This is a genomic window from Moellerella wisconsensis (assembly GCF_022592395.1).
GTDB classification, from domain to species: domain Bacteria; phylum Pseudomonadota; class Gammaproteobacteria; order Enterobacterales; family Enterobacteriaceae; genus Moellerella; species Moellerella wisconsensis.
Genome location: NZ_CP093242.1, coordinates 2,989,667 through 3,015,907, shown reverse-complemented (window position 1 = coordinate 3,015,907; position 26,241 = coordinate 2,989,667). Strand labels below are relative to the sequence as shown.

At 40.7% G+C, this 26,241-nt stretch carries 20 protein-coding genes; 14 read left to right on the top strand and 6 right to left on the bottom strand.

What is annotated here, in order from left to right; all coding sequences use genetic code 11:
• Nucleotides 1-34: 34 nt before the first annotated feature.
• Entirely contained in the window at nucleotides 35-883 is an 849-nt protein-coding gene (locus MNY66_RS13225) for a DMT family transporter (RefSeq protein ID WP_047255070.1), read from the bottom strand.
• Between the two features lie 377 nt (nucleotides 884-1,260).
• Here MNY66_RS13225 and nhaA point away from each other — a divergent pair, with 377 nt between their 5' ends.
• Together nhaA and nhaR are read left to right on the top strand one after the other, a co-directional pair.
• Nucleotides 1,261-2,439 (top strand): Na+/H+ antiporter NhaA, encoded by a 1,179-nt coding sequence (gene nhaA, locus MNY66_RS13220; protein WP_241501058.1) that lies wholly within the window; start codon nucleotides 1,261-1,263, stop codon nucleotides 2,437-2,439.
• Nucleotides 2,440-2,632: 193 nt separating this feature from the next.
• A complete protein-coding gene (gene nhaR, locus MNY66_RS13215; protein WP_053907633.1) occupies nucleotides 2,633-3,556 on the top strand; it encodes a transcriptional activator NhaR in 924 nt (307 codons plus the stop codon).
• 72 nt (nucleotides 3,557-3,628) lie between these two features.
• On the opposite strand, the gene rpsT is transcribed toward nhaR, so the two are convergent.
• Nucleotides 3,629-3,889 (bottom strand): 30S ribosomal protein S20, encoded by a 261-nt coding sequence (rpsT, locus tag MNY66_RS13210; protein ID WP_047255073.1) that lies wholly within the window; start codon nucleotides 3,887-3,889, stop codon nucleotides 3,629-3,631.
• A 463-nt stretch (nucleotides 3,890-4,352) separates the two neighbouring features.
• On the opposite strand from rpsT, the gene ribF reads away from it, so the two are divergent.
• The 8 genes from ribF to carB all read left to right on the top strand — a co-directional run bounded on the left by ribF (nucleotide 4,353) and on the right by carB (nucleotide 16,090).
• Nucleotides 4,353-5,279: a bifunctional riboflavin kinase/FAD synthetase gene (ribF, locus tag MNY66_RS13205; RefSeq protein ID WP_047255075.1), complete on the top strand. Its 927-nt coding sequence runs from the start codon at nucleotides 4,353-4,355 to the stop codon at nucleotides 5,277-5,279.
• 38 nt (nucleotides 5,280-5,317) lie between these two features.
• On the top strand, nucleotides 5,318-8,131 hold the full coding sequence (gene ileS, locus MNY66_RS13200; RefSeq protein WP_241501057.1) for an isoleucine--tRNA ligase: 2,814 nt from the start codon (nucleotides 5,318-5,320) through the stop codon (nucleotides 8,129-8,131).
• Nucleotides 8,131-8,637, top strand: coding sequence for a signal peptidase II (gene lspA / locus MNY66_RS13195; protein ID WP_241501056.1), 507 nt, complete (start codon nucleotides 8,131-8,133; stop codon nucleotides 8,635-8,637). The genes ileS and lspA overlap by 1 nt, the downstream gene beginning before the upstream one ends.
• Nucleotides 8,638-8,731: 94 nt before the next feature.
• Nucleotides 8,732-9,202 (top strand): FKBP-type peptidyl-prolyl cis-trans isomerase, encoded by a 471-nt coding sequence (fkpB, locus tag MNY66_RS13190; RefSeq protein WP_047255078.1) that lies wholly within the window; start codon nucleotides 8,732-8,734, stop codon nucleotides 9,200-9,202.
• Nucleotides 9,183-10,136: a 4-hydroxy-3-methylbut-2-enyl diphosphate reductase gene (gene ispH / locus MNY66_RS13185; protein ID WP_047255079.1), complete on the top strand. Its 954-nt coding sequence runs from the start codon at nucleotides 9,183-9,185 to the stop codon at nucleotides 10,134-10,136. Before fkpB ends, ispH begins: the two co-directional genes overlap by 20 nt.
• Before the next feature lie 290 nt (nucleotides 10,137-10,426).
• Nucleotides 10,427-11,248, top strand: coding sequence for a 4-hydroxy-tetrahydrodipicolinate reductase (gene dapB / locus MNY66_RS13180; RefSeq protein WP_241501055.1), 822 nt, complete (start codon nucleotides 10,427-10,429; stop codon nucleotides 11,246-11,248).
• Nucleotides 11,249-11,682: 434 nt separating this feature from the next.
• Nucleotides 11,683-12,846: a glutamine-hydrolyzing carbamoyl-phosphate synthase small subunit gene (carA, locus tag MNY66_RS13175; protein WP_241501054.1), complete on the top strand. Its 1,164-nt coding sequence runs from the start codon at nucleotides 11,683-11,685 to the stop codon at nucleotides 12,844-12,846.
• 13 nt (nucleotides 12,847-12,859) lie between these two features.
• Entirely contained in the window at nucleotides 12,860-16,090 is a 3,231-nt protein-coding gene (carB, locus tag MNY66_RS13170; protein ID WP_047255082.1) for a carbamoyl-phosphate synthase large subunit, read from the top strand.
• 98 nt (nucleotides 16,091-16,188) lie between these two features.
• Here the strand turns inward: carB and dkgA are convergent, their stop codons facing one another.
• From dkgA to metC, 3 genes are all read right to left on the bottom strand, one after another.
• A complete protein-coding gene (dkgA, locus tag MNY66_RS13165) occupies nucleotides 16,189-17,022 on the bottom strand; it encodes a 2,5-didehydrogluconate reductase DkgA (protein ID WP_047255083.1) in 834 nt (277 codons plus the stop codon).
• A gap of 261 nt (nucleotides 17,023-17,283) precedes the next feature.
• Nucleotides 17,284-17,949, bottom strand: a complete 666-nt coding sequence (locus MNY66_RS13160) for a DedA family protein (protein ID WP_241501053.1) — start codon at nucleotides 17,947-17,949, stop codon at nucleotides 17,284-17,286.
• Between the two features lie 155 nt (nucleotides 17,950-18,104).
• The gene (gene metC, locus MNY66_RS13155) at nucleotides 18,105-19,289 is read right to left on the bottom strand and encodes a cystathionine beta-lyase (protein ID WP_241501052.1); all 1,185 of its coding nucleotides are present in this window, start codon (nucleotides 19,287-19,289) and stop codon (nucleotides 18,105-18,107) included.
• A gap of 547 nt (nucleotides 19,290-19,836) precedes the next feature.
• On the opposite strand from metC, the gene exbB reads away from it, so the two are divergent.
• The 4 genes from exbB to yedF all read left to right on the top strand — a co-directional run bounded on the left by exbB (nucleotide 19,837) and on the right by yedF (nucleotide 23,911).
• Nucleotides 19,837-20,790, top strand: a complete 954-nt coding sequence (gene exbB / locus MNY66_RS13150; protein WP_241501051.1) for a tonB-system energizer ExbB — start codon at nucleotides 19,837-19,839, stop codon at nucleotides 20,788-20,790.
• Between the two features lie 5 nt (nucleotides 20,791-20,795).
• Nucleotides 20,796-21,224, top strand: a complete 429-nt coding sequence (gene exbD / locus MNY66_RS13145) for a TonB system transport protein ExbD (RefSeq protein WP_047255087.1) — start codon at nucleotides 20,796-20,798, stop codon at nucleotides 21,222-21,224.
• A gap of 1,236 nt (nucleotides 21,225-22,460) precedes the next feature.
• Nucleotides 22,461-23,675, top strand: a complete 1,215-nt coding sequence (yedE, locus tag MNY66_RS13140) for a selenium metabolism membrane protein YedE/FdhT (RefSeq protein ID WP_047256472.1) — start codon at nucleotides 22,461-22,463, stop codon at nucleotides 23,673-23,675.
• Nucleotides 23,672-23,911, top strand: coding sequence for a sulfurtransferase-like selenium metabolism protein YedF (gene yedF / locus MNY66_RS13135; protein WP_047256471.1), 240 nt, complete (start codon nucleotides 23,672-23,674; stop codon nucleotides 23,909-23,911). Before yedE ends, yedF begins: the two co-directional genes overlap by 4 nt.
• A 326-nt stretch (nucleotides 23,912-24,237) precedes the next feature.
• Here the strand turns inward: yedF and mqo are convergent, their stop codons facing one another.
• Nucleotides 24,238-25,881: a malate dehydrogenase (quinone) gene (mqo, locus tag MNY66_RS13130; RefSeq protein ID WP_241501050.1), complete on the bottom strand. Its 1,644-nt coding sequence runs from the start codon at nucleotides 25,879-25,881 to the stop codon at nucleotides 24,238-24,240.
• Between the last annotated feature and the right edge of the window lie 360 nt (nucleotides 25,882-26,241).

Below are 26,241 nucleotides of genomic sequence, written 5' to 3'. Positions count from 1 at the left end.
TTTTTAATAGAAAGGCGATTAGGAGGAGAAATGATCAGTGGCTCATTTTAGCTAGTAATACACCGCCCAGAATAACCACGCAGGCGATTATGCGTGTACGGCTAAAATGTTCTTTCAGAAAGACGATAGATAAAAACATCGCAAATAACACACTGGTTTCTCTTAAAGCGGCAACTAAAACAATTGACGATTTACTCATAGCCCAAATAACAATGCCATAACTCATTAATTGCATTAATCCACCGAATATCCCTATTTTCCAATAACGGCGACATCCCTTCAGCAGTGTGGTTCGGTATTTAATTATTGCAGGAATAATCAAAACTAGCCCATTGATAAAAAATAGCCACAGTGTATAGCTAAGTGGCGAATCGCCTGCTCTCGCACCTTGTCCATCGGCTAATGTATAGCAGGCGGTAAATAAGGCGGTAATTAGAGCATAAATTAATGCTTTTCCTTTAATATTCAGCTGTCGCTCTTTACCTACTAAAGCAATCAACAATACGCCGGTGATAATCAATAAAATACCGGCCAATTCGCTTAGAGATAGAGGATGATTAAAAATAATGATGCTCAGAGCTGCCACCATAAGTGGTGCGGTACCGCGCGATATTGGATAAATTTGACTTAAATCGCCAGTTGAATAGGCTTTGCTGAGAAAAACAGTATAACCAATATGAAATAAAGTGGATAAAGCTAGCCAAGGAATTGATTCAGATGGGGGAAACCCGACCCACAATAGTGCAGGCGCTGATAGCAAGCCTGAAAAGAAAGCAATGATAAGCAGACCAAATAATCGATCATTACCAAATTTAACTAGCGCATTCCAACTAGCATGGCAAAAAGCAGCAAATAATACGGCAAGTAATACAGAAATAGTCATAAGTTAATATTGTCGCTTCGTATCTTAGAATCAGTCATGTGATGAGTTTTCGCTGTATATTCCCGCGTAATATGATGATGTTATGCGATCTGAATGGTTATCTTACAGTTTTTATTGTTCTTTTCTCATCATAACCTACGAAAAAAACAGCTTACCGCCGATAACATTAATGACTCTCGTACTAAATTTCGATAATTTACCAAAATATAGTGTATTGAATATTAAGGTAACAACTAATTAACTGGATTTGGATTATTTAATCATGATGATCCTATAATGTTGGTTTTTCCGAGTTATTATCCATAAATAAACGATTTTTTTCGAATTGATTGTTAGCATAATATTAACAATCAAATCAATTTATAAGGTTAGTAAATATGACAGCAATTATACGTCAATTTCTCAGATTAGAAGCAGCGGGTGGTTTGTTGCTTATTATTGCTGCCATTATCGCTTTGGTTATGGCAAATACACCATTACAGGCGATATATCAGCAATTTTTAGATATCCCAGTGGCAGTGAAAGTTGCTGCATTAGAGATTGATAAGCCACTTATATTGTGGATTAACGATTTTCTTATGGCGATCTTCTTTTTAGTGGTGGGCTTGGAAGTTAAAAGAGAATTATTGGAAGGCTCTTTGGCTGGGCGTGATAAAGCTATTTTCCCGGCGATTGCTGCGTTAGGCGGCATGATTGCGCCTGCGCTTATCTATCTAGTATTTAATGGTGCAGACGAGGTGACTCGACAAGGGTGGGCGATTCCTGCCGCCACGGATATTGCTTTTGCACTGGGTGTTATGGCGTTATTAGGTAAGCGTGTCCCTACAGAGCTTAAAGTTTTCTTGTTAGCGCTAGCGATTATTGACGATTTGGGCGTGATTGTCATTATTGCGTTCTTCTATACTAAATCGGTGTCACTCGTTGCATTAGGGTTAGCTGCCGTATGTATCTTATTGTTAATTATGATGAACTGGCGTCGAGTTGAAAACTCATCAGCTTATTTAGTGGTTGGCTTAATCTTGTGGGTCTGTATTTTAAAATCAGGCGTACATGCGACGTTAGCCGGTGTCGTGGTCGGTTTCTTAATTCCGTTACGTGGTACCAGTAATACCAAACCCTCTGAAGAGTTGGAGCATGTTTTACACCCGTGGGTTGCTTATTTAATTTTACCTCTGTTTGCATTTGCAAATGCAGGCGTTCAACTTCAGGGGGTGACTTTCGATGGCTTAATTAGCACCTTGCCTTTAGGGGTAGCTGCCGGATTATTTATTGGTAAGCCATTAGGGATTTTTCTCTTTAGCTTGGTTTCGGTAAAACTAGGGTTGGCTAAACTACCCGGTGAGATTAACCTGAAGCAAATTTTTGCTGTATCAGTACTTTGTGGGATCGGTTTTACTATGTCTATCTTTATTGCCGGTTTAGCCTTTGATGGGTTAGCTGAAAGCTATAGCACCTACTCGCGCCTAGGTATTTTAATTGGATCGACGGTAGCTGCGGTGATCGGTTTTATCTTGTTAAAGTTATCCTTACCGAATCGAGCAACAATACAATCTTAGACTAAACTTTATAATTGTAATAAGATTTAACGTCAGAATTTCCGAATTAATCTTCAATTATGTGCTTGCAGTATGATTATTTTTTTCATACTGCGAGTATTTTATTGTCTTAGCTCCTTAGAATGGAGAGCAGATAAAGGCTACTGAGTCTGTATTTGTTATTACTATTGTTGGCAGTACAGAAGGAATTGATATGCAGGTGTCACATTTAAACTTTAACCATCTTTATTATTTTTGGCATGTTTGTAAGGAAGGTTCGGTAGTTGGAGCCGCAGAAGCCTTGTATTTGACGCCACAAACCATTACAGGCCAAATTAAAGCACTGGAAGAACGGTTAGGGGGCAAATTATTTAAACGACAAGGACGAGGTTTAGTGCCTTCAGAATTGGGGCAGCTTATTTTCCGTTATGCGGATAAAATGTTTATGCTGAGCCAAGAAATGCTTGATATTGTGAATTATAGCCGTGAGTCAAATTTATTATTTGATGTTGGTGTGGCAGATGCATTATCTAAACGTTTAGTCAGCCGGGTACTTGAAACTGCGGTTGTGGAGCATGAACAAATTCATTTACGTTGTTTTGAATCGACTCATGAAATGTTATTAGAGCAGTTGAGTCAGCATAAATTGGATATGATCTTATCCGATTGCCCGGTTGATTCATCGCAACAAGAAGGATTGTTTTCGGTTAAATTAGGCGAATGTAGCGTAAGCTTTTTTTGCCGTCAGCCTGCACCTAAGAAACCATTTCCTGAATGTTTAGAAGAACGCCGTTTACTGATCCCGGGCAGACGTTCAATGCTAGGTCGTCATCTATTAACTTGGATCCGTAATAAAAATTTACAAGTTGAAGTGCTTGGCGAGTTTGATGATGCGGCATTAATGAAAGCGTTTGGTATGTATCATAATGCAATTTTTGTGGCACCATCATTGTATGCTAAGGATATTTTTTCCGATGATGAAGTAGTTGAGATAGGCACATTAGACAGCGTAAAAGAAGAGTATTATGTTATTTTTGCCGAACGTATGATCCAACACCCAGCGGTTCAACGAGTCTGCAATAAAGATTTTTCTGAATTATTTAATACACCGTTTAATCGATTAGAACAAAAAGTGTAATGACAGATATTTTATAGCAGATATAAAAAAACCGGCAGAGCCGGTTTTTTTAATTTAATCAAAAGCAAAAAATTACATTGCTTTGATTTGAGCTGCTAAACTGCTCTTATGACGTGCTGCTTTATTTTTGTGGATCAGGCCTTTAGTAGCGTGACGATCAACAATTGGTTGCATGTCATTGAATGCTTTCTGAGCAGCTTCTTTATCGCCAGAAGCGATAGCAACGTATACTTTCTTGATAAAAGTACGCACCATAGAACGACGGCTAGCGTTATGCTGACGACGTTTTTCTGACTGAATGGCGCGTTTCTTAGCTGATTTGATATTAGCCAAGGTCAAACTCCCAAATATATTCTTTCGAGGACATTCAAAGGTCGAGGAATATGCCCTGTCGCCCTTCATTTGTCAATGGATTTGTGCAAACAAGCGTCTTGTACATCGACACTATTATTGCGTTGTGAATGGCGAAGGATTTTACCAGTTAACGCCACCAGAATACAGACTTTAACACGAAAAAATGTTAATTGATTAATCTGAAATGAAAACATTGTCACTAATCGGCATTTTTGTTCATAATTATCATAGAAAAGCATTTTATTTGTACAAATTATAATCGATAAAAAAAACAGCTGTTTTTTGAGCGTGATAAAATACAATAAATTTCATATTTTTCGAGACGTCAGGACAATTTTGTTGTATTGATCACTGATGTTAATGAAATCCTTTTACGATCTTGGGTTAACCTTGGGTCAAGTACAAGGTATAATCCAGTAATTTCCACGGTATTGAGCCTGTTATGGAGCTAATTCGCGGTATACAGAATATACGGGCGTGTCATCATGGTTGTGTATTAACAATTGGTAACTTTGATGGTGTGCATCGTGGACATCAAGCTTTATTGAAAAATTTAAAGCTTGAGGCACAAAGGCTGGGTTTACCTACTATGGTAATGATTTTTGAACCTCAGCCGTTAGAATTTTTTATGGGTGATAAAGCACCCGCACGTTTGACACGTTTGCGTGACAAAGTGAAATATCTTGCAGAAAACGGCCTTGATTATTTACTCTGTGTTGAGTTTAACGATCATTTCGCTTCACTGACGCCCGATGAATTTGTTTCACAGTTATTGGTTAAAAAACTGGGCGTGAAATTTTTAGCCGTCGGTGATGATTTTCGTTTTGGTAAAAATCGTCTGGGCGACTTCAAATTTTTACAAGATGCTGGTAAGGCTTCTGGTTTTGAAGTGGCTAATACTGAAAGCTTTTGTGATTCGGGACTGCGTATTAGCAGTACTGCAATACGCCAAGCAATCCAGCAAGATGACCTTTTATTAGCGGAAACGTTATTAGGTCATCCGTATAGGATCAGTGGGCGAGTTGTTCACGGAAACCAACTCGGACGTACGATTGGCTTCCCAACCGCCAATCTACCGTTAAAGCGTTTGGTTGCCCCTGTGAAAGGGGTTTATGCGGTTGAAGTGTACGGACTAGACGAAAAACCGTTACCCGGTGTGGCGAATATTGGTACTCGGCCAACGGTCGCAGGCAAAGGTCAGCAACTAGAAGTTCATCTTATTGATACCTGCATGGACTTGTATGGTCGTCATATTGATGTTGTTTTGCGTAAAAAATTACGCGATGAGCAGCGATTTGCTTCACTCGATGCATTGAAGGAGCAGATCGCAAATGATGTGATCGCGGCAAGAAAATATCTGTCGCAATAAGTCATATAATTTAGCGGAAAATTGGAACTGAGAATCGAATGAGTGACTATAAAAACACCTTGAATCTACCTGAAACAGGGTTTCCTATGCGTGGTGATCTCGCTAAACGCGAGCCACAAATGTTAGATAACTGGTATAAAGAAGGCTTGTATCAGGCTATTCGTGAAGCAAAATCGGGCAAAAAAATGTTTATTTTGCACGATGGCCCTCCGTACGCTAACGGCAATATTCATATTGGTCACTCAGTCAACAAAATTCTCAAAGATATTATTATTAAATCCAAAGGGTTATCAGGTTTTGATTCACCGTATATCCCTGGATGGGATTGCCATGGTTTACCAATCGAGCATAAAGTTGAGCAGATTGTCGGTAAACCGGGCGAAAAAGTTTCCGCCGCTGAATTCCGTGCCGAATGCCGTAAATATGCAAAAGAACAAATCGAAGGCCAGAAAGCTGATTTCATTCGTCTTGGTGTTTTAGGCGATTGGGAACATCCTTATCTGACCATGGATTTTAAAACAGAAGCTAACATTATTCGTGCACTCGCTAAAACTATCGCTAACGGTCACTTAGTGAAAGGCGCAAAACCGGTTCATTGGTGTACCGCATGTGGTTCATCACTGGCAGAAGCGGAAGTTGAATATTACGATAAAACATCGCCATCTATTTATGTCCGTTTCCCTGCGGTTGATAGCGCTGTTGTGGCTGAAAAATTTGCGTTTAACGCTGATGGTCAGTCCGTTTCAATGATTATTTGGACAACCACTCCATGGACGTTGCCAGCTAACCGTGCTATTTCATTGAATCCTGAATTTAATTATCAGCTATTAAAAGCTAATGGCGAGCTGATGATTTTGGCTGAAGATTTAGTCGAAGATGTGATGAAAACGGTCGGTATTTCTGAGTGGCAAGTTGTCGGTCAATGTACGGGCAGTGAACTTGAATTACTGCGCTTCAATCATCCATTCATGGGCTTCGATGTTCCCGTTATCTTAGGCGACCACGTCACGCTAGATGCAGGTACGGGCGCAGTGCATACTGCACCTGGCCATGGTCCTGAAGACTATGTCATTGGTCAAAAATATGATTTAGAAGTTGCTAATCCAGTCGGTCCAGATGGTTGCTTCTTAGCTAATACTTATCCTGAATTAGATGGCGTATTTATTTTCAAAGCGAATGATATTGTCGTTAATTTATTAGATGAAAAAGGCACACTGCTGTTTAAACAACCGATTCAGCATAGCTATCCATGCTGTTGGCGTCATAAAACGCCGGTTATTTTCCGTGCGACTCCGCAATGGTTTATCGGTATGGACAAAAACGGTCTGCGTAAACAATCACTGAAAGAAATTGATATCGTCGAGTGGATCCCTGGTTGGGGACGTGCACGTATCGAATCTATGGTTGAAAATCGCCCAGACTGGTGTATCTCTCGTCAGCGTACTTGGGGCACGCCAATGTCTCTCTTCGTACATAATGAAACCGAAGAATTGCATCCGCGTACGCTTGAGCTGATGGAAGAAGTGGCTAAACGTGTAGAAGTTGATGGGATTCAAGCGTGGTGGGATCTTGACCCGGCGGATTTATTAGGCGCAGATGCGGCTAATTACCGTAAAGTTCCTGATACACTGGATGTGTGGTTTGACTCTGGCTCGACCCATTTTGCGGTGGTTGATGCGCGTCCTGAGTTTAAAGGTCATTCTGCTGATATCTATTTGGAAGGCTCAGACCAGCACCGTGGTTGGTTTATGTCATCGCTGATGTTATCTACCGCGATGAAAGGCAAAGCGCCTTACCGTCAGGTTCTGACTCACGGTTTCACCGTTGATGGCCAAGGCCGTAAAATGTCAAAATCACTGGGCAATACGGTAAGCCCACAAGATGTGATGAATAAACTGGGTGCCGATATTCTGCGCTTATGGGTAGCTTCAACCGATTACGCGGGTGAAATTGCTGTTTCTGATGAAATCTTGAAACGTGCTGCTGATTCATATCGCCGTATTCGTAATACTGCCCGTTTCTTGCTGGCGAACTTAAACGGTTTTAATCCAGAAACCGATCAGGTTAAACCAGAAGATATGGTCAGCCTTGATCGCTGGGCGGTAGGCCGTGCAAAAGTAGCACAAGAAGAAATCCTGAAACATTACGAAGAGTATGATTTCTTATCAGTGGTTCAGCGCCTGATGCATTTCTGTTCTATCGAAATGGGTTCTTTCTACCTCGATATAATTAAAGATCGTCAATATACGGCGAAAAGCGACAGTATTGCGCGTCGTAGCTGTCAAACCGCGTTGTACCATATCTCAGAAGCTATGGTTCGTTGGATTGCGCCTATTCTGTCCTTTACCGCAGAAGAAATTTGGCAGCAGATGCCAGGCGAGCGCAGTAAATTTGTGTTAACTGAAGAGTGGTACGAGCAGCTGTTCGGCTTAAAAGCCGATGAGCAAATGAATGATGAGTTCTGGGCTGAATTGCTGATTATTCGTAGCGAAGTGAACAAAGTGCTTGAACAAGCACGTACTGATAAACATATCAGAAGTTCATTGGAAGCCGCTGTGACTCTGTATGCAGATAGCCAATTAGCGCAAAAACTGAATCAACTCGGTGATGAATTACGCTTTGCTCTGCTGACATCGCAAGCCAAAGTAGTCGATATCGCACAAGCACCAGCCGAAGCTCAAGACAGCGAGCTGAGCGGTCTGAAAATTGCCTTTAGCAAAGCCGAAGGTGAAAAGTGCCCTCGTTGCTGGCATTACACGACCGATATCGGTAAAGATGCAGAGCATGCTGATTTGTGTGGCCGCTGTGTTACTAATGTCGCCGGTGACGGTGAAAAGCGTAAGTTTGCATAATGAAGACACCCATTTGTTCCACTGGTTTACGTTGGTTATGGTTAACTGTATTGGTCTTAATTCTGGATATTGCGATTAAACAATACGTTTATCAAAATTTCAGACTGTATGTACCGATTGAAGTTACGTCATTTTTTAATCTAATGTATGCGCAAAATTTTGGCGCTGCATTTAGCTTTTTAGCCGATAAAGGTGGCTGGCAGCGCTGGTTCTTTGCGGGAATAGCCATTGCTATCTCAGTGATTTTAATCGTCATGATGTACCGCCAAAGTGCCGCTAAAAGATTAAGTAACATAGCCTATGCCTTGATTATTGGTGGGGCGATTGGGAATTTAATTGATCGTCTAATGCATGGATTTGTGATCGATTATCTCGATTTCTATGTCGGGAGTTGGCATTGGCCGACATTTAATCTTGCCGATATGGCAATTTGTGTCGGAGCGGCGTTAATTATTTTCGAAAGTTTTTTACCCGAAAATAAATCACAGGCCAAGCAGGCTAAATAGTTGGTTGATAGCCTGCAATAGATAGGCCTTATCATTACACCTCATCAGCCCGGTTCTCCGGGCTGATTTTTATTTTTGCTAATAGGTTCTATACATGTCTACGCAGGTGCAGGAGCACAGTGCAGTTTTACTGCACTTTACGCTTAAACTGGAAGATGGCTCAACCGCTGATTCGTCACTCAGTCAGGGAAAACCGACCTTATTTCGTCTCGGGGATAACTCACTGTCTCCAGAATTAGAAGCTGAACTTCTTGGGTTGACTGCGGGGGAGAAAAAACAGTTTACTCTGCCCGGTGATACCGTTTTTGGTAAAAGTAATCCTGATTTAGTTCAGTATTTTCATTTACGTGATTTTATTGATTCTGGGATCCCAGAAATTGGGACCATCATTCTGTTTACGGCTATTAATGGCAGTGAAATGCCAGGCGTTGTAAAATCAATCGATGGTGAATCAATCACCGTTGATTTTAATCATCCTCTCGCCGAACAAAATATCACTTTCGATATTGAAGTGCTTGAGATTGACCCGCAAATGGAGAGTCAAAATGCAGATATTGCTGGCTAATCCTCGTGGATTTTGCGCGGGTGTTGATCGCGCAATTAGTATTGTCGAACGTGCGTTAGAAATGTATGGCGCACCTATTTATGTACGCCATGAAGTAGTACATAACCGCTACGTAGTAAATAATCTGCGTGAACGCGGTGCGATTTTCATCGAAGAAATATCTGATGTCCCTGATGGTGCTATTCTGATTTTCTCAGCCCATGGTGTGTCACAGGCTATTCGTCAAGAAGCCCGAGAACGTAATTTAACTATGCTATTTGATGCGACCTGTCCATTGGTCACCAAAGTGCATATGGAAGTCGCTCGCGCGAGCCGTAAAGGCAAAGAAGCCATTTTAATTGGCCATGCTGGGCACCCTGAAGTTGAAGGCACGATGGGGCAGTATAACAACCCTGAAGGCGGGATGTACTTGGTCGAAAATCCACAAGATGTATTGAAACTCCAAGTTAAAGATGAAGATAATCTGAGTTTTATGACCCAGACTACGCTGTCTGTAGATGATACTTCGGATGTTATTGATGCTTTGGTTAAGCGATTCCCTAAAATTGTCGGACCACGTAAAGATGATATCTGTTATGCCACAACTAATCGTCAAGAAGCGGCTCGTGATTTAGCCCAGCAGGCAGATATTGTACTGGTGGTGGGGTCAAAAAACTCGTCCAATTCAAATCGATTAGCTGAACTTGCATCGCGTATGGGTAAACCTGCTTATTTGATTGATTCTGCTGACGATATTCAAACCGAATGGCTAGAAAACAAACAGATTATTGGGTTGACTGCGGGGGCTTCAGCGCCTGATATTTTAGTGCGCCAAGTGATTGAGCGTTTACAGCAGTTAGGCGCCGGTGAGGTGACTGATTTGCAGGGGCGCGAAGAAAACATTGTTTTTGAAGTGCCTAAAGAACTGCGCGTCGATGTTAAACAAGTGATTTAAAAAATGGCCTCATCGTCTTTTTTGTCATTGTTTAGCAATAATATCATTCTAAGTTAGTAGAGTGGCCGCCCATTTTTAATGCCATCTTAAGCGTATAAAGATGGCATCTCTCTCTTTTTTCCTTTTTTTAGTCATACTTTTCCCTCTTCATGTTTTATTACAAGTTTTTCTGATAATTCCATGGCTTTATAGGCTTTTGTTAATAACTGTCGTTTAACACTGGCACAGCTCAACGATGATCGCTAATCTGTTATTAATTTCTTTAAATCATATTTTAAGTAAGGGAAAACATGACAGATTCATTAGTGCGAGTTGCTATTGTTGGGGCTGGTGGGCGCATGGGACGTCAATTGATCCAAGCGACAGCACAACTGGATGGCGTCTGCCTTGGTGCAGCAATCGAACGTGTTGGTTCATCTTTGGTAGGTGTCGATGCGGGTGAAATGGCAGGAATAGGCTGTAATGGCGTGCTGATTCAAGATGATTTGGCGAAAATTACGGATGATTTTGATGTGGTTATCGATTTTACTCGCCCAGAAGCCACACTTAATTATCTATCAATTTGCTGTGCACATCATAAAGCCATGGTTATTGGCACTACCGGATTTGATGATGCGGGTAAACAAGCCATTGCTAATGCGGCGCACTCTATTCCAATTGTTTTTGCTGCCAATTTTAGCGTTGGAGTGAACTTAGTGCTGAAATTGCTAGAAAAAGCGGCAAAAATCATGGGCGATTATAGCGATATTGAAATTATTGAAGCTCATCATCGCCATAAAGTAGATGCGCCTTCAGGTACTGCATTGGCGATGGGAGAATCAATCGCCCATGCATTAGGCCGCTCACTGAAAGATTGTGCGGTTTATACGCGTGAAGGCTATACCGGAGAACGAAAACCACACACTATTGGTTTTGCGACAGTGAGAGCCGGCGATATAGTCGGCGAGCATACCGCAATGTTTGCTGATATCGGCGAGCGAGTTGAAATAACTCATAAGGCTTCGAGTCGAATGACCTTTGCAAATGGCGCTGTTAAGGCTTCCGTTTGGTTAAAGTCTAAAAATAAAGGGTTATTTGATATGAAAGACGTGCTTAATCTTGATTCACTTTAATTTGATTGTTTTTTAACTTATTGATAAATCACAATAATATTAACTTTATTGTGATTTATCTCTTTGTAATTATCAATTATTATTTATTTGGTTGTTTTTGTTGTTTATCTTTGCTTTTAACTGCCATTGTGATTAATAATTCACCGCTATAAGCGTGATGGCTGTTTTTCTATAACGCTTTTTAATTATCTTCTATTGCAATCGTTTACTTTACTCACATGAGACTTTGTTTTACTGTTTATAGGGACTTAATAGGGTCAAGGAAAGAAAAAAGTAATAAATATAATGATTTTTCTAGACAACTGCCCTTTGCATCATTAGAATGCGCGCAATTTGCCAAATTTTTGCTTAAAAAAGCAATTTGGCATTGATTTAGATCCTCAAATCTGAATTAATATGCACAAACCGTGATTTATTATTCCCTGGAGGGTGTTTTGATAAAGTCAGCTATATTGGTTCTGGAAGACGGAACCCAATTCCATGGCCGCGCTATCGGTGCTGTCGGTGCCGCCGTTGGAGAAGTCGTTTTCAATACGTCAATGACCGGATACCAAGAAATTCTTACAGACCCTTCCTATTCCCGCCAAATTGTTACTCTCACTTATCCCCATATCGGTAATGTCGGCACCAACGCTGATGATGAAGAGTCAACTCGCGTGCATGCTCAAGGGTTAGTTATTCGTGATTTACCTTTGGTATATAGTAATTTCCGTGGACAAGAAAGTTTGTCTGATTATTTGAAGCGCCAGCAGATTGTTGCTATCGCCGATATAGATACGAGGAAATTGACGCGCATACTAAGAGAGAAAGGCGCACAGAACGGTTGCATTATTGCCGGTGATAATTTAGATCCCGCAGTTGCTTTAGAAAAAGCTAAAGCTTTTGGCGGATTAAATGGTTTAGATTTAGCTAAAGAAGTCACAACGCGTGAAGCGTATCCATGGTCACAAGGTTCATGGACCTTACAAGACGGTCAGCAAGCTGCGAAAGATCCGGCTGAGTTACCGTATCATGTTGTCGCTTACGATTTTGGGGCTAAGCGTAATATTCTACGGATGTTAGTAGATAGAGGCTGTCGTTTGACCGTTGTTCCTGCTGATACCTCTGCTGAAGACGTTTTAAAAATGGCACCAGACGGTATTTTCTTATCCAATGGCCCTGGCGACCCAGCCCCATGTGACTACGCGATTAACGCTATTCAACAATTTTTAACCACCGACATTCCTGTTTTTGGTATCTGTTTAGGGCACCAGTTATTAGCCTTAGCCAGTGGTGCGCGTACGATAAAAATGAAATTTGGTCACCACGGTGCCAATCATCCAGTTAAAGATATCGATAACGATGTGGTGATGATCACCGCACAAAATCACGGTTTTGCTGTAGATGAGACGACATTACCCGCTAACTTGCGTGTGACGCACAAATCATTATTTGATGGCACATTGCAAGGTATTCATCGCACTGACAAACCGGCATTTAGTTTTCAAGGACACCCAGAAGCCAGCTCAGGGCCACATGATGCAGCGAAACTGTTCGATCACTTTATCGAGTTGATCACCGCATATCGTCAAGAAAATCCACGTAGCACAGCTGAATAATTGGGAGCGGAAAATGGCAAAACGTACAGATATTAAAAGCATCCTGATCCTTGGAGCAGGGCCTATCGTTATTGGTCAGGCATGTGAATTCGATTATTCAGGTGCTCAAGCGTGTAAAGCATTGCGGGAAGAAGGCTATCGGGTGATTCTGGTGAACTCTAACCCAGCGACCATTATGACTGATCCTGAAATGGCGGATGCCACGTATATTGAGCCGATCCACTGGGAAGTTGTGCGTAAGATCATCGAAAAAGAACGCCCAGATGCTGTTTTACCTACGATGGGTGGACAAACTGCACTTAACTGCGCATTAGAACTTGAACGCAAAGGCGTACTAAAAGAATTTGGCGTCACCATGATTGGTGCAACTGCCGATGCTATCGATAAAGCCGAAGACCGCCAGCGTTTTGATAAAGCGATGAAAAAAATCGGTCTTGAAACTGCACGTTCTGGTATTGCGCATACCATGGAAGAAGCTTATGCGGTTGCCGATGATGTTGGTTTTCCTTGTATTATTCGCCCGTCATTTACCATGGGGGGTAGCGGTGGTGGTATCGCTTATAACCGTGAAGAATTCGAAGAAATATGTACCCGCGGTTTAGATTTATCACCGACCAATGAATTATTGATTGATGAATCATTAATTGGTTGGAAAGAGTATGAAATGGAAGTGGTGCGCGATAAAAATGATAACTGCATTATCGTGTGCTCAATCGAAAACTTTGATGCCATGGGTATTCATACCGGCGACTCAATCACTGTTGCTCCGGCACAAACATTAACTGATAAAGAATACCAAATCATGCGAGATGCCTCGATGGCAGTATTGCGTGAAATTGGCGTGGAAACCGGCGGTTCAAACGTTCAGTTCTCGGTAAACCCTAAGAATGGCCGTTTGATTGTTATCGAAATGAACCCGCGTGTTTCGCGTTCTTCAGCTTTAGCTTCAAAAGCGACCGGCTTCCCGATTGCCAAAATTGCGGCAAAATTAGCGGTCGGTTATACCCTTGATGAGTTGATGAATGATATCACAGGTGGATTAACGCCAGCCTCTTTCGAGCCATCAATTGACTATGTCGTCACTAAAATTCCACGTTTTAACTTTGAAAAATTCGCCGGAACTAACGATCGTCTGACAACACAAATGAAATCTGTGGGCGAAGTGATGGCGATTGGCCGTACATTCCAAGAATCAATGCAAAAAGCATTGCGCGGTCTGGAAGTTGGCGCGACCGGATTTGATCCAAAAGTCAGCTTAGATGATCCTGAATCCTTGACACGTATTCGCCGTGAGCTTAAAGATGCCGGCGCTGAGCGTGCTTGGTATATCGCCGATGCTTTTCGCGCGGGATTATCTATCGATGGCGTGTTTAATTTGACTAACATCGACCGCTGGTTCTTAGTGCAAATTGAAGAACTAGTCCGTCTCGAAGAGCAAGTTGCAGAGCTGGGCATTAACGGATTAACTAAAGAATTCTTGTACCATTTGAAACGCAAAGGATTTGCAGATGCTCGTTTAGCCAGCCTAGTCGGTGTTTCTGAAGCCGAAGTGCGTAAATTACGCCAAGGTTATGGTTTGCATCCCGTTTATAAACGTGTCGATACCTGTGCAGCGGAGTTCTCTACGGATACCGCTTACATGTATTCAACTTATGAAGAAGAGTGCGAATCTAATCCGAGCGACGCCAAACCAAAAATTATGGTTCTGGGGGGCGGGCCTAACCGTATCGGACAAGGGATTGAATTTGACTATTGTTGTGTTCATGCAGCATTGGCTCTGCGTGAAGATGGTTATGAAACCATTATGGTCAATTGCAACCCTGAAACAGTTTCAACCGACTATGACACCTCCGACCGTCTTTATTTTGAACCTGTTACTTTAGAAGATGTGTTAGAAATTGTACGGATTGAACAGCCGAAAGGCGTTATTGTTCAATATGGCGGTCAAACGCCACTGAAATTAGCACGTGCACTTGAAGCTGCGGGTGTTCCTGTTATCGGTACTAGCCCAGATGCTATCGACCGAGCGGAAGATAGGGAGCGTTTCCAGCAAGCAGTAAACCGCTTAAACCTGAAACAGCCAGAAAATGCGACGGTAACAGCGATTGAACAGGCGGTAGAAAAAGCCAATTTGATTGGCTATCCATTGGTTGTGCGCCCATCTTATGTACTTGGTGGTCGAGCGATGGAGATTGTTAACGATGAGATAGACTTACGTCGCTATTTCCAGACGGCGGTTAGCGTTTCAAACGATGCACCGGTACTTCTTGATCGCTTCTTAGATGATGCTGTTGAAGTCGATGTTGATGCCATTTGTGACGGTGAAATGGTCTTTATTGGTGGAATTATGGAGCATATCGAACAAGCGGGAGTTCACTCTGGTGACTCAGCATGTTCATTACCTGCCTATACATTAAGCCAAGAAATTCAAGATGTGATGCGTGAGCAAGTCAGAAAACTGGCATTCGAATTACGTGTTCGTGGGTTGATGAATGTCCAATTTGCGGTAAAAGGCAACGAAGTTTATCTGATTGAAGTTAATCCGCGTGCAGCAAGAACCGTCCCTTTTGTATCTAAAGCGACTGGTGTGCCGTTAGCCAAAGTAGCCGCGCGCGTGATGGTAGGGCAAACCTTAGCAGAACAAGGTGTGACAGAGGAAGTCATTCCACCTTATTATTCGGTGAAAGAAGTGGTGCTGCCGTTTAACAAATTCCTCGGTGTTGACCCTATCTTAGGGCCAGAAATGCGCTCGACTGGTGAGGTTATGGGAGTTGGCCGTACATTCGCCGAAGCGTTCGCCAAAGCGATGCTGGGCAGCAGTTCGACCATGAAAAAATCAGGCCGTGCCTTATTATCAGTGCGTGAAGGTGATAAAACGCGTGTGGTCGATTTAGCCGCTAAATTATTAAAACATGGCTTTGAACTCGATGCGACTCACGGTACAGCTATCGTATTAGGGGAAGCGGGGATCAATCCACGTTTGGTTAATAAGGTACATGAAGGACGCCCACATATTCAGGATAGAATTAAGAATGGTGAATATGACTATATCGTTAATACAACGGCAGGTCGTCAGGCTATCGAAGATTCTAAACTGATGCGTCGCAGTGCGCTGCAATATAAAGTGCATTACGATACTACGCTAAATGGCGGTTTTGCGACAACGATGTCATTAAGTGCCGATCCGACAGAAACCGTGATTTCAGTGCAGGAAATGCATGCGCTAATTAATGCTAAAAATTGATAGTATAAAAGCTAATGATATAAAAAATTAATTAGTTTGTTCAATGAAAATAGCCCGGTGGTCATACCGGGCTATTTATTTTTTGAGCCAATTAAAAATTAATCTGCGCGGCTAAAGGTATAAGGATTTGGGCCAAGTCGTTTACCTTGATCCAGTAAATTAATCGCTAAAACTTCACTTTTGTCTAATTTAAAATCAAAGACAGCTAAGTTTTCTATAATTCGTGATTCAGTTACAGATTTAGGGATAACGACTAAGCCGCGATCGATATGCCAGCGGATCACAATCTGTGCTGGTGTTTTTGCATATTTTTTACTTAATGCTTGAATAATTTCGCTATCGAAGACCCCATTACCGCCTTGAGCCAGAGGGCTCCAAGATTCGGTCACTATATCATGGCATTTTTGCCAGCACGCCAGCTCAAGTTGAGCATGCAGTGGGTGAATTTCTACCTGGTTGATCACCGGCTTAACACCAGTTTCTGCTTCTAAGCGCAGTAAATGTGCTGGTTGGAAGTTACATACACCGATACTTTTAGCGAGGCCCGATTTTTGTAATTCAATCATTTGCTGCCAAGCATCAACATAATGCCCTTGTTCTGGGACTGGCCAGTGCATCAAATACAGATCAACATAGTCCAATTGCAATTTTTTTAAGCTATCGGTCAATGCTTTACGTGCATGTTGTTGGTCTGTATTCCATAACTTGGTGGTGATAAACAGAGATTCTCTAGGCACTGACGTGGTACTCAATGCTTTTCCTACGCCTTCTTCATTCTGATAAATTGCTGCGGTATCGATGGAACGATAGCCGTTATCAAGCGCGGTGTGTACTGCATTCTCGGCCTGATCATTTGTCGCTTGCCAAACACCTAATCCTAATTGCGGCATGCGATTCCCATCAGCTAGCGTGATGTAAGTTTGCTTATCCATGATTATCTCCTTAATAGTGAGTATCAATCTGTATTAAACATAGCACGAGTGAATTGCATTGAAAGGCTATTTGATGCGGTATACGAATATTTACTTTATAGAAATATTTAGCAAAGAGATGATTTTAGCCGAGGTCAAAATACTGAAAATAATGAGTCGGCATTTGGTGCGGCTTATATATAAAATTAAGCTCGCACCTATTTGGCACCTATTTGGCACCTACAGTATCAATGTGGTGAGTCGTATCTATTTATCGCCTAATTAGTGGGTTGAGCTATTTTTTCGGTGCTTCCAGTACATAACTATTGAGCCGATAAGCCCAGCAACCAGCAATAAAATCGGTAAGATCATTAATACGCTCATAACCAATTGTTCGTGTTGCTTAATAAATGGAATTTGATTTAGAGCATAGCCGAGAGTCACGATGAGGCCGACCCATAATAATCCACTTAACCAGTTAAATAGCTGGAAACGACGATGACTTAGCTCAGATAATCCGGCTAATACTGGTAACAAGGTGCGAACAAATGCCAGAAAACGCCCGATTAATAGCGCATATAATCCTTGATTATGAAACAAATGATTGGCTTTGTGATGATATTCTTGCGGCAATTGTTCTAGCCAGCGTTTGACCACCTTGGTATCACTTAGCCATCGCCCTTGCAGAAAACCTAGCCAACAGCCGAGGCTAGCGGCGACCGTCAAGATTAATATCGTAGGGATAAAATGTAAAACCCCTTTAGCAATCAAGGCACCGGAGAGGATTAACAGTGTATCTCCCGGTAAGAATGCCGCTGGTAACACACCATTCTCTAAAACGATAACGATAAAAAGAACCCCATAAATAACCCAAAGGATATCGGGATTGGAGAGTTTCATGAAATCGTGATCCCAAAGGGCACGCACAATTTCGTGTAATACTTCCATAATCGTTCCTGTTATTTGCTGATAAATTATATTTATTAGTTATTTTACAATAAAAAAAACCTTCCGTTTTGATTTGTTTACGTTAAATGGCCGAAGGAGCAATGATTTAAGTAAATATACTGAGTGTTATTTTTTCACTGCTCCGGTATCTGCAATTAAAGTCGTGCAAATGCGGCGGTTAAATCGGCAATTAAATCGGCGCTGTCTTCTAAACCAACATGCAGGCGGAATAAGGTTCCTGCGGCTGGTGTATAATCATATTGCCGCATCGCTCGGAGATCTTCGGGTTGATAACCTAAAATTAGTGATTCATAGCCCCCCCATGAAAATGCCATTTTAAAATGGGTGAAATAATCGAGAAAATTCTGGAACTGCTGGGCGGATAACGTCTGTTTTAAGCTAAAAGAGAACAAGCCATTACAGCCACTAAAATCGCGTTTAAATATTTCATATCCAGGGCAACTCGCTAATGCGGGGTGATAAACACGTTCAACTTCAGGGCGTTTCTCTAACCAATGTGCAATTTCGAGGCTACTTTTTTCATGCTGTTTTAAGCGTACTGCGAGTGTATGTAGACCACGTCCTGCCATATAAATACTATCGGGATCAGCCGTTTGCCCTAACAAATAAGAGTTTTCACGTAAGGTATCAATACAGCGTTGGTTAGCCACAGCAGTACCCAGCATGCCATCAGAATGCCCATTAATATACTTAGTGGCTGATTGAATAGAAATATCAACATCATGATCCAGTGGTTTAAACAGCACTCCCGCAGCCCAAGTATTATCCATCATTATGATAATTTCGGGATTATAACCGCGCACGGCTTGTACGATCGCCGGAATATCTTGGATCTCCATGGTAATAGAGCTGGGGGACTCAAGGAAAACCACCCGAGTATTTGGTTGCAGATAATCGGTAATATCTTCGCCTATCAGAGGGTCTATATAGCTAGTTTTCACTTTCAGTTTACTGAGGATCTGATCGCAAAAATTCTGGGTTGGATCATAAACAGCGCCACTCACTACGATATGAGAGTCTGCTTGGACAAATGCGAGAATAGCATTTGTGATAGCGGCTGCACCAGAAGGATACAATACACATCCCGCACCTTCTTCTAATTCAGTCATTGCCTGCTGAAAGGCAAAATGCGTTTGCGTACCTCGGCGGCCATAAAATAAGGCTTGTTTGCTGCGATTAGTGGTGGCGTGTTGTTTATCCGCCAGCGAATCAAAGATAATGGAAGAGGAGCGCTGAATAATCGGATTTACGCCTTTTTGAGTATATTTGGCATCTCTGCCTATCTGGACTAACTGTGTGTGTAATTTTTCGTTTGTCATATTGGCCTCTCGATCCCTAGATACTTCCAATTGCTATTGATCTAAAACTACATAGGCTGATTTTTATTCAACAAAGCCTTGCTTTGACGTTAAATGATTTTGCTTGAGAAGTACAAATAGAAATCTTGAACCTGATAATTATTCAATTTGATGGCGAGAATTGAGGATAAAAAGTTATCTACTATTTGACTAAGTTATTTTTTTTGGGAAAATAACAAAAAGTCTGAATAGTAATGATAATTACTATCAATTCATCTTGTGTCTGCTATTATCTGCCATGTTTTTTTGGCATATATTCACCGTACTTCAGATTACAAAGGGTGACAATGCTCATATTGTGGTTACTTTAAGCAATTTTATTATGTGATAAGCATTGATTTCAGATTGTGTTATTGAGCATTCCCCTATATTTCAGGTTATTGTGAGTAAAAAAGCAGCTCATAGCATTTGCGGATGGATGTGTGCTTTGCGGGGTTAGTCGATGTAAAGGTAGTTCATCGCGACTAAATATTCATTAAATAGGTAAAAGAGAGTAATAGGCCAACTGATGCGTAAATTGACAGCTTCTATTCTATTGGCAATCGGCTTGTCGGGTTCTGCGGTTGCAGATACCACTCCCGCAACGCCAAATGCAGAACAATCAGCACCACTAAATTCAGTTTCATCTAATTCTAGCGCAGTAAATGGCCAAACAATCGCGGAATCTAAGCCTGATTCGGCAACGCCTGTGATTAGTGAGAATAATTCGCCTTTAGAAGGCAATGAAGGACAGCCAGTAGCGGTTGAGGAACTCGTTTCTGCACAACCAAAAGGTGGGTTTAATGAAGACCTATCTGTTTGGGGAATGTACCAAAATGCCGACGTAGTGGTAAAAGTGGTTATGATCGGCCTAATTATTGCCTCGGTGATCACTTGGGCGTTATTTTTCTCCAAAGGTGCCGAGCTAATTACTGCTCGTCGTCGATTGAAAAAAGAGCAACGGGCTTTAGCCGATGTAGCTTCGCTAGATGAAGCTCTGTCAATTGCTGAGAAATTTAGCAAAACAAGTATCTCATATTTGCTATTAAATGAAGCGGCCTCAGAGCGTACCCTCTCATTAAATAGCACCGATCTTGCCGGTACCAAAGAGCGAACAACATTTCGTCTTGAGCGCGCTGTTGCGGCAATTAGTCGTTATATGGGGCGAGGTAATGGTTATCTTGCAACTATCGGGGCTATTTCTCCATTTGTCGGGCTTTTTGGCACGGTGTGGGGAATAATGAACAGTTTTATCGGTATCGCGCACTCACAAACAACTAATCTCGCGGTTGTGGCTCCTGGTATTGCTGAGGCATTATTGGCAACGGCGATTGGTTTGATTGCGGCGATTCCAGCCGTAGTTATTTATAATATATTTGCTCGTATGATCAACAGCTATCGGGGACAGGTCGGTGATATGGCAGCACAAGCTGCGTTATTGCTAGGTCGTGATCTCGATTTAGAAAACAGTAAAGCAAGGTAATTATTATGGCAATGCGTTTAGGCGAAGAACTGGATGATAGCGGTGAAATGCATGAAATCAACGTCACGCCTTTTATCGACGTGATGCTGGTTTTATTGATTATCTTTATGGTTGCAGCTCCATTAGCTACGGTCGATATTAAAGTCGATTTACCTGCATCAACGGCACAGCCACAACCTCGACCAGAAAAACCGGTATTCTTGACGGTTAAGGCCGACAGCCAATTATTTGTTGGTGAGCAGGCAGTATCAAAAGAACAGTTGTCCAGTGTACTCGATGGTCTGACTAGTGCTAATAAAGAAACGACTATTTTCTTTCAAGCAGATAAGACGGTTGATTATGAAACGATGATGAATGTTATGAATGCGTTACGCCAATCTGGTTATTTGAAGATTGGTTTAGTCGGCATGGAAACCGTTTCTAAGGCACCGTAAATCGATTTATTAATCATTAATTGAAATGTATTAAAACGGTCTCAACATAAATAGCTGAGGCCGTTTTTTTTAAATTAAACATTATATTACCGTAGATTGTAGCTATTTATGTTGATTGTAATAGGATATATTTCTGTTGTTTTTTGTAACAATTAGCTAATGATTGATTATCCAATTTAAACCATTATAATAATGTGGTTTAAATAATTAGCACTTTATTGCTTTATTTAAATCCTATCTAGACATCGATAATGTTAATTAAATGATAAATTTAATTGGTAATAAGTCACTTAATAATTTATTATTTAATCAAATACATTTGAAATAACATTAATTATTCATTTTAGTTATGGCTCATTCAATAAATTCATGATTATTTTTATCAATAATAAGATAAATTAATTAAAGACTGATTAGCTTGATTAATTCAATGCGTGTTTTTTGTGTTTAATACAGCAAACTACCAGACTATATCAATATTTGTTAATATAATTTGTAACAGCATGAAGCTGATAAAAACATCCCTTAATTTAGGTTTTTACTACGTTTTTAATTATTTTATAATTTTAACCTATTGTTTTTATTGGTCTAATTTTGTTTTTGTTGATTAATTTGATTTAAATCAAAAAAATACTTGCGCTAGTCAGATGTTGGGTTATAATGCAGTTAGATAACACTTTGAAACACTTTTCAATACTTTTTAATTTAAGCCAGTAAATTTTTATACACCAGGACGCTATCAAAAAGATAATTTTTCAATACTGATTAAAGCTATCGAATAATATTAATTCATTTTTTGAAATATTAAATTATTCAAACCTAGTTAATTGAACATCTATTTTCAATTAAACTTATAATTAAGTTATATCAGTTTTATCTTTTATTCTCGTTTCTTAAATTAAATAAGTATTGTTTCTGTCGTGTTATTAATGAAAGTTAGATGGGCTGACTTTTACTACGCATAGCAAGCACTAAGCCGTTTTACGGTGAATTTTTCATATATATTTACCCCTCTATCGATACAATAAAGCTATATATTTAGCAGCGTTATCTTTGATAACGCTTTTTTTTTGCTTTATTTTTAGCTATAACAGTTTTTTAATAAATCCCCTCTATATTGTACTGTTGAAAATATTTAATCGTAGTAAGATACCGCAGATCAAACCTGCTGTGCGCAAATTTGGCGACAGTAGCATTCTCTGTCAGGTGCCTGACGTGAATATTGTGGAATTTATTATGAATTGGTCTGAATTTAAATCACTTTATCTGGTGCGCTTTTGGAAACCGCTGCCAGCGGTCATTGCCGCCGGTATCTTATCAACCTATTATTTTGGATTAACAGGCACCTTTTGGGCTGTGACTGGCGAATTTACTCGTTGGGGCGGGCACATTATGCAGTTGTTTGGCGCACATCCAGAGCAGTGGGGATATTTTAAAATTATTGGCTTCGAAGGTACACCATTAGACAGAATCGACGGTGTGATGATTATTGGTATGTTTGCTGGTTGTATTGCAGCGGCGTTATGGGCTAATAATGTGAAATTACGCCAACCGCAACATCGTATCCGTATTTTTCAAGCTATTCTTGGCGGTATTATTGCTGGATTTGGTGCGCGTTTAGCCATGGGCTGTAACTTAGCGGCATTTTTTACGGGTATCCCTCAATTCTCATTGCATGCTTGGTTCTTTGCTGTGGCGACGGCTATTGGTTCTTACTTCGGGGCTAAATTCACCTTATTACCGATGTTCCGTATTCCGGTTAAACTCAAAAAAGTCACTGCAGCTTCGCCGTTAACTCAGCGTCATGATGTTGCTCGCAGACGCTTTAGACTCGGCATGGTCATTTTTGCTCTTTCTTTAGCGGGCGCTTTCTATTATTTGTTAAAATCGCCAGTCATGGGCTTTGCTATGCTGTGCGGTATTGGGTTTGGTTTATTAATCGAACGTGCTCAAATCTGCTTTACCTCTGCGTTTCGCGATCTGTGGATTACCGGACGTACTCATATGGCTAAAGCGATTATTATCGGGATGGCAGTCAGTACGATAGGTATTTTTAGTTATGTTCAATTAGGAGCATCACCAAAAATCTTCTGGGCTGGTCCGAATGCTATTCTTGGGGGGATCTTATTTGGTTTTGGTATTGTGCTGGCGGGGGGCTGTGAAACAGGTTGGATGTATCGCGCGGTCGAAGGGCAAGTCCATTATTGGTGGGTTGGATTCGGTAATATCATCGGCGCCACAATATTAGCTTATTACTGGGATGATTTTGCTCCGTGGTTAGCGACCGATTTCGATAAAGTTAATTTACTAAAAACTTTTGGACCGATGGGCGGATTAGGAGTGACTTATCTGCTACTTGCTCTTTCGTTTATTTTGATGCTGGTATGGGAAAAACATTTTTTCCGTAAAAGAATCCAAACTATGCCATTAGCTGTTAAGGAGTCTGTATGAGCCAGAAAGATATTATTCCTGATTATAGTTTGGATATGGTGGGTGAACCTTGTCCATATCCTGCCGTGGCGACGCTTGAAGCTATGCCATCGTTAAAGGCTGGAGAAATCTTAGAGGTAATTAGTGATTGCCCACAATCCATCAATAATATTCCGCTTGATGCCGCTAATTATGGCTATAAAGTATTAGATATTCAGCAAGATGGACCAACAATTCGTTATTTGATTCAAAAATAGAATGATTGATTGAATATCGAGTTTGAACCATAACATCGATAAATAATAATTATAGCCAGCCGGAAGAGCGATGATCTTCCGGCTGGTTTTTTATGTGAGTTTTTATATGTACCTTTGTATAGCTTAACAACTTAATATATAAGGTTATATTAGGCAATGTACCTTAGCATGTATCTAAGAAAGGCAGCGAGATAAAGCGAGTAGACAAGGTGAGATGGTTTATAAAATCGTCCGTATATGAGGCTGATGATAGAATTTGAAATAAAAAAAAGAGAGTATATAAATACTCTCTTTTAAAATTAATGACGAGTTAGCTACTGCATAGATTACTGGGCTTGGGCTTCAGTAACCGCAGATGAGGATTGCTCCGCATTAGCAGGTGTCATTGGGGTATAATTTAAGCCCAGTACACGGCTAGTATATTGACGTGTTTGGTCCAGAAGTTGTGGATCTTCTTCTAAATTTTTACCGTATGAAGGAATGATTTCATGCAGTTTTTCATTCCATTGATTTTCCACTTTAGTTGGGAACGCTTTATTTAACAGGGTCAGCATAATGTAAGGAGAAGTAGAAGCACCTGGTGATGCGCCTAATAATGCAGAAACTGTTTTATCATCAGAAACAAATACTTCCGTACCAAATTGCAGTGCAGCAGGTTTGCCTTCAGGTTGTTTGATTATCTGAACACGTTGTCCTGCAGTGATTAGCTTCCAGTCTTCTTTCTTAGCGTCAGGATAATAATCTTGCAGTGATTGGAATCGTTCTTCATCGTTTAACATAACCTGACTTATCAGGTATTTAACCAAATCAAAGTTTTCTGCACCGACAGCAATCATACCGAATAAGTTGTTATTATTGACGGTATTGACTAAGTCTAATTGGCTTCCATATTTCAAGAATTTATTTGAATAGGTAGCAAATGGACCAAACAAAACATATTTTTTATCGTCTAAGTAGCGGGTATCGATATGTGGAACGGACATTGGAGGTGCACCTACCGAGGCTTTACCATACACTTTTGCTGTATGCTGTTTTACCACTTCAGGATTATCAGAAACTAAGAATTGTCCACCGACAGGGAAGCCAGCATACTGCTTAGATTCTTCTAAGCCAGTGTATTGCAATAATTTAATGGCAGCACCGCCCGCACCGATAAAGACGAAGCGAGTTTTAACATGGCTTTCGGCCCCAGTTTTAACATTTTTAAAACTGACACTCCACGTTCCATCGTCATTGCGGCTAATCCCATTTACTTCGGTCGATGTTTCCAGTTTGAAATTATCGTTTTTAGCTAAATTAGTAATTAACTGGCGAGTAATTTCACCATAGTTAACATCTGCGCCAACATCCATGCGAGTCGCGGCAACTTTTTCATCAGCTGGACGGCCTTCTATAATCAGCGGCGCCCATGTTTTGATCTCTTCTGGCGAATCTGAATATTTCATGCCATAGAACATCGGATTTTTGATCATCGCTTGATAGCGTTTTGATAAGAAATCAACATTATCGCCCCAAACGAACGCAATATGAGGAACCGGATTAATGAAGGTATTTGGTGCGCCTAAAATATCTTGCTGTACTTGATAAGACCAAAATTGTTTTGAAATTTCAAATTGTTGGGCAATATCCGCTGCTTTAGTGACTTCTACTTTGCCATTTTTTTCTGGTGTATAGTTCATTTCCATAAAACCAGAGTGGCCGGTACCGGCGTTATTCCAGCCGTTTGAGCTATCTTCAGCCACATTATCTAAGCGCTCATACATACGGATCTGCCAATCTGGTTCTAGCTCAGCCAGATAAGTTCCTAATGTGCCGCTCATGACCCCGCCGCCAATCAGGACGACATCCACCACCGGCTCGTCTGCGGTAGTTTTAACCTGAGATGAGGCTATTGGTCTAAAAAGAAAAATTAATGTAGCAACAATTATAAGAATGATGATCCCTATAATATATTTAGAAAGTTTTTTCATATCCCCGAACCTTGTTTGTTAACAAAAAGTAGTCTTCTTTGCCAATTATAGACAATTGTTTGTCGATGTTTAAATTTTTTAGTGTTTTACGATAATCCAAATAATCGTAATGGTAAATAAAAAATAGTTTAATATTTTCAATTTAGTTAAAAATTCACTTCAAAAGTTGAATTTATCAATAATTATTGTGTGTGTTTTAAACCTATTATAACGGAGTGTTCAAAAAACAACCGGTGATGATAGTTAAAATAATGGTTTCATATTAGCGGTACAAAAGATTGGAATAATCGGTAGATAGTTTATGAGAGAATCTCAAACAACAGCGGGATGTTATTTTTACAGGACTAATATAAGAGTATT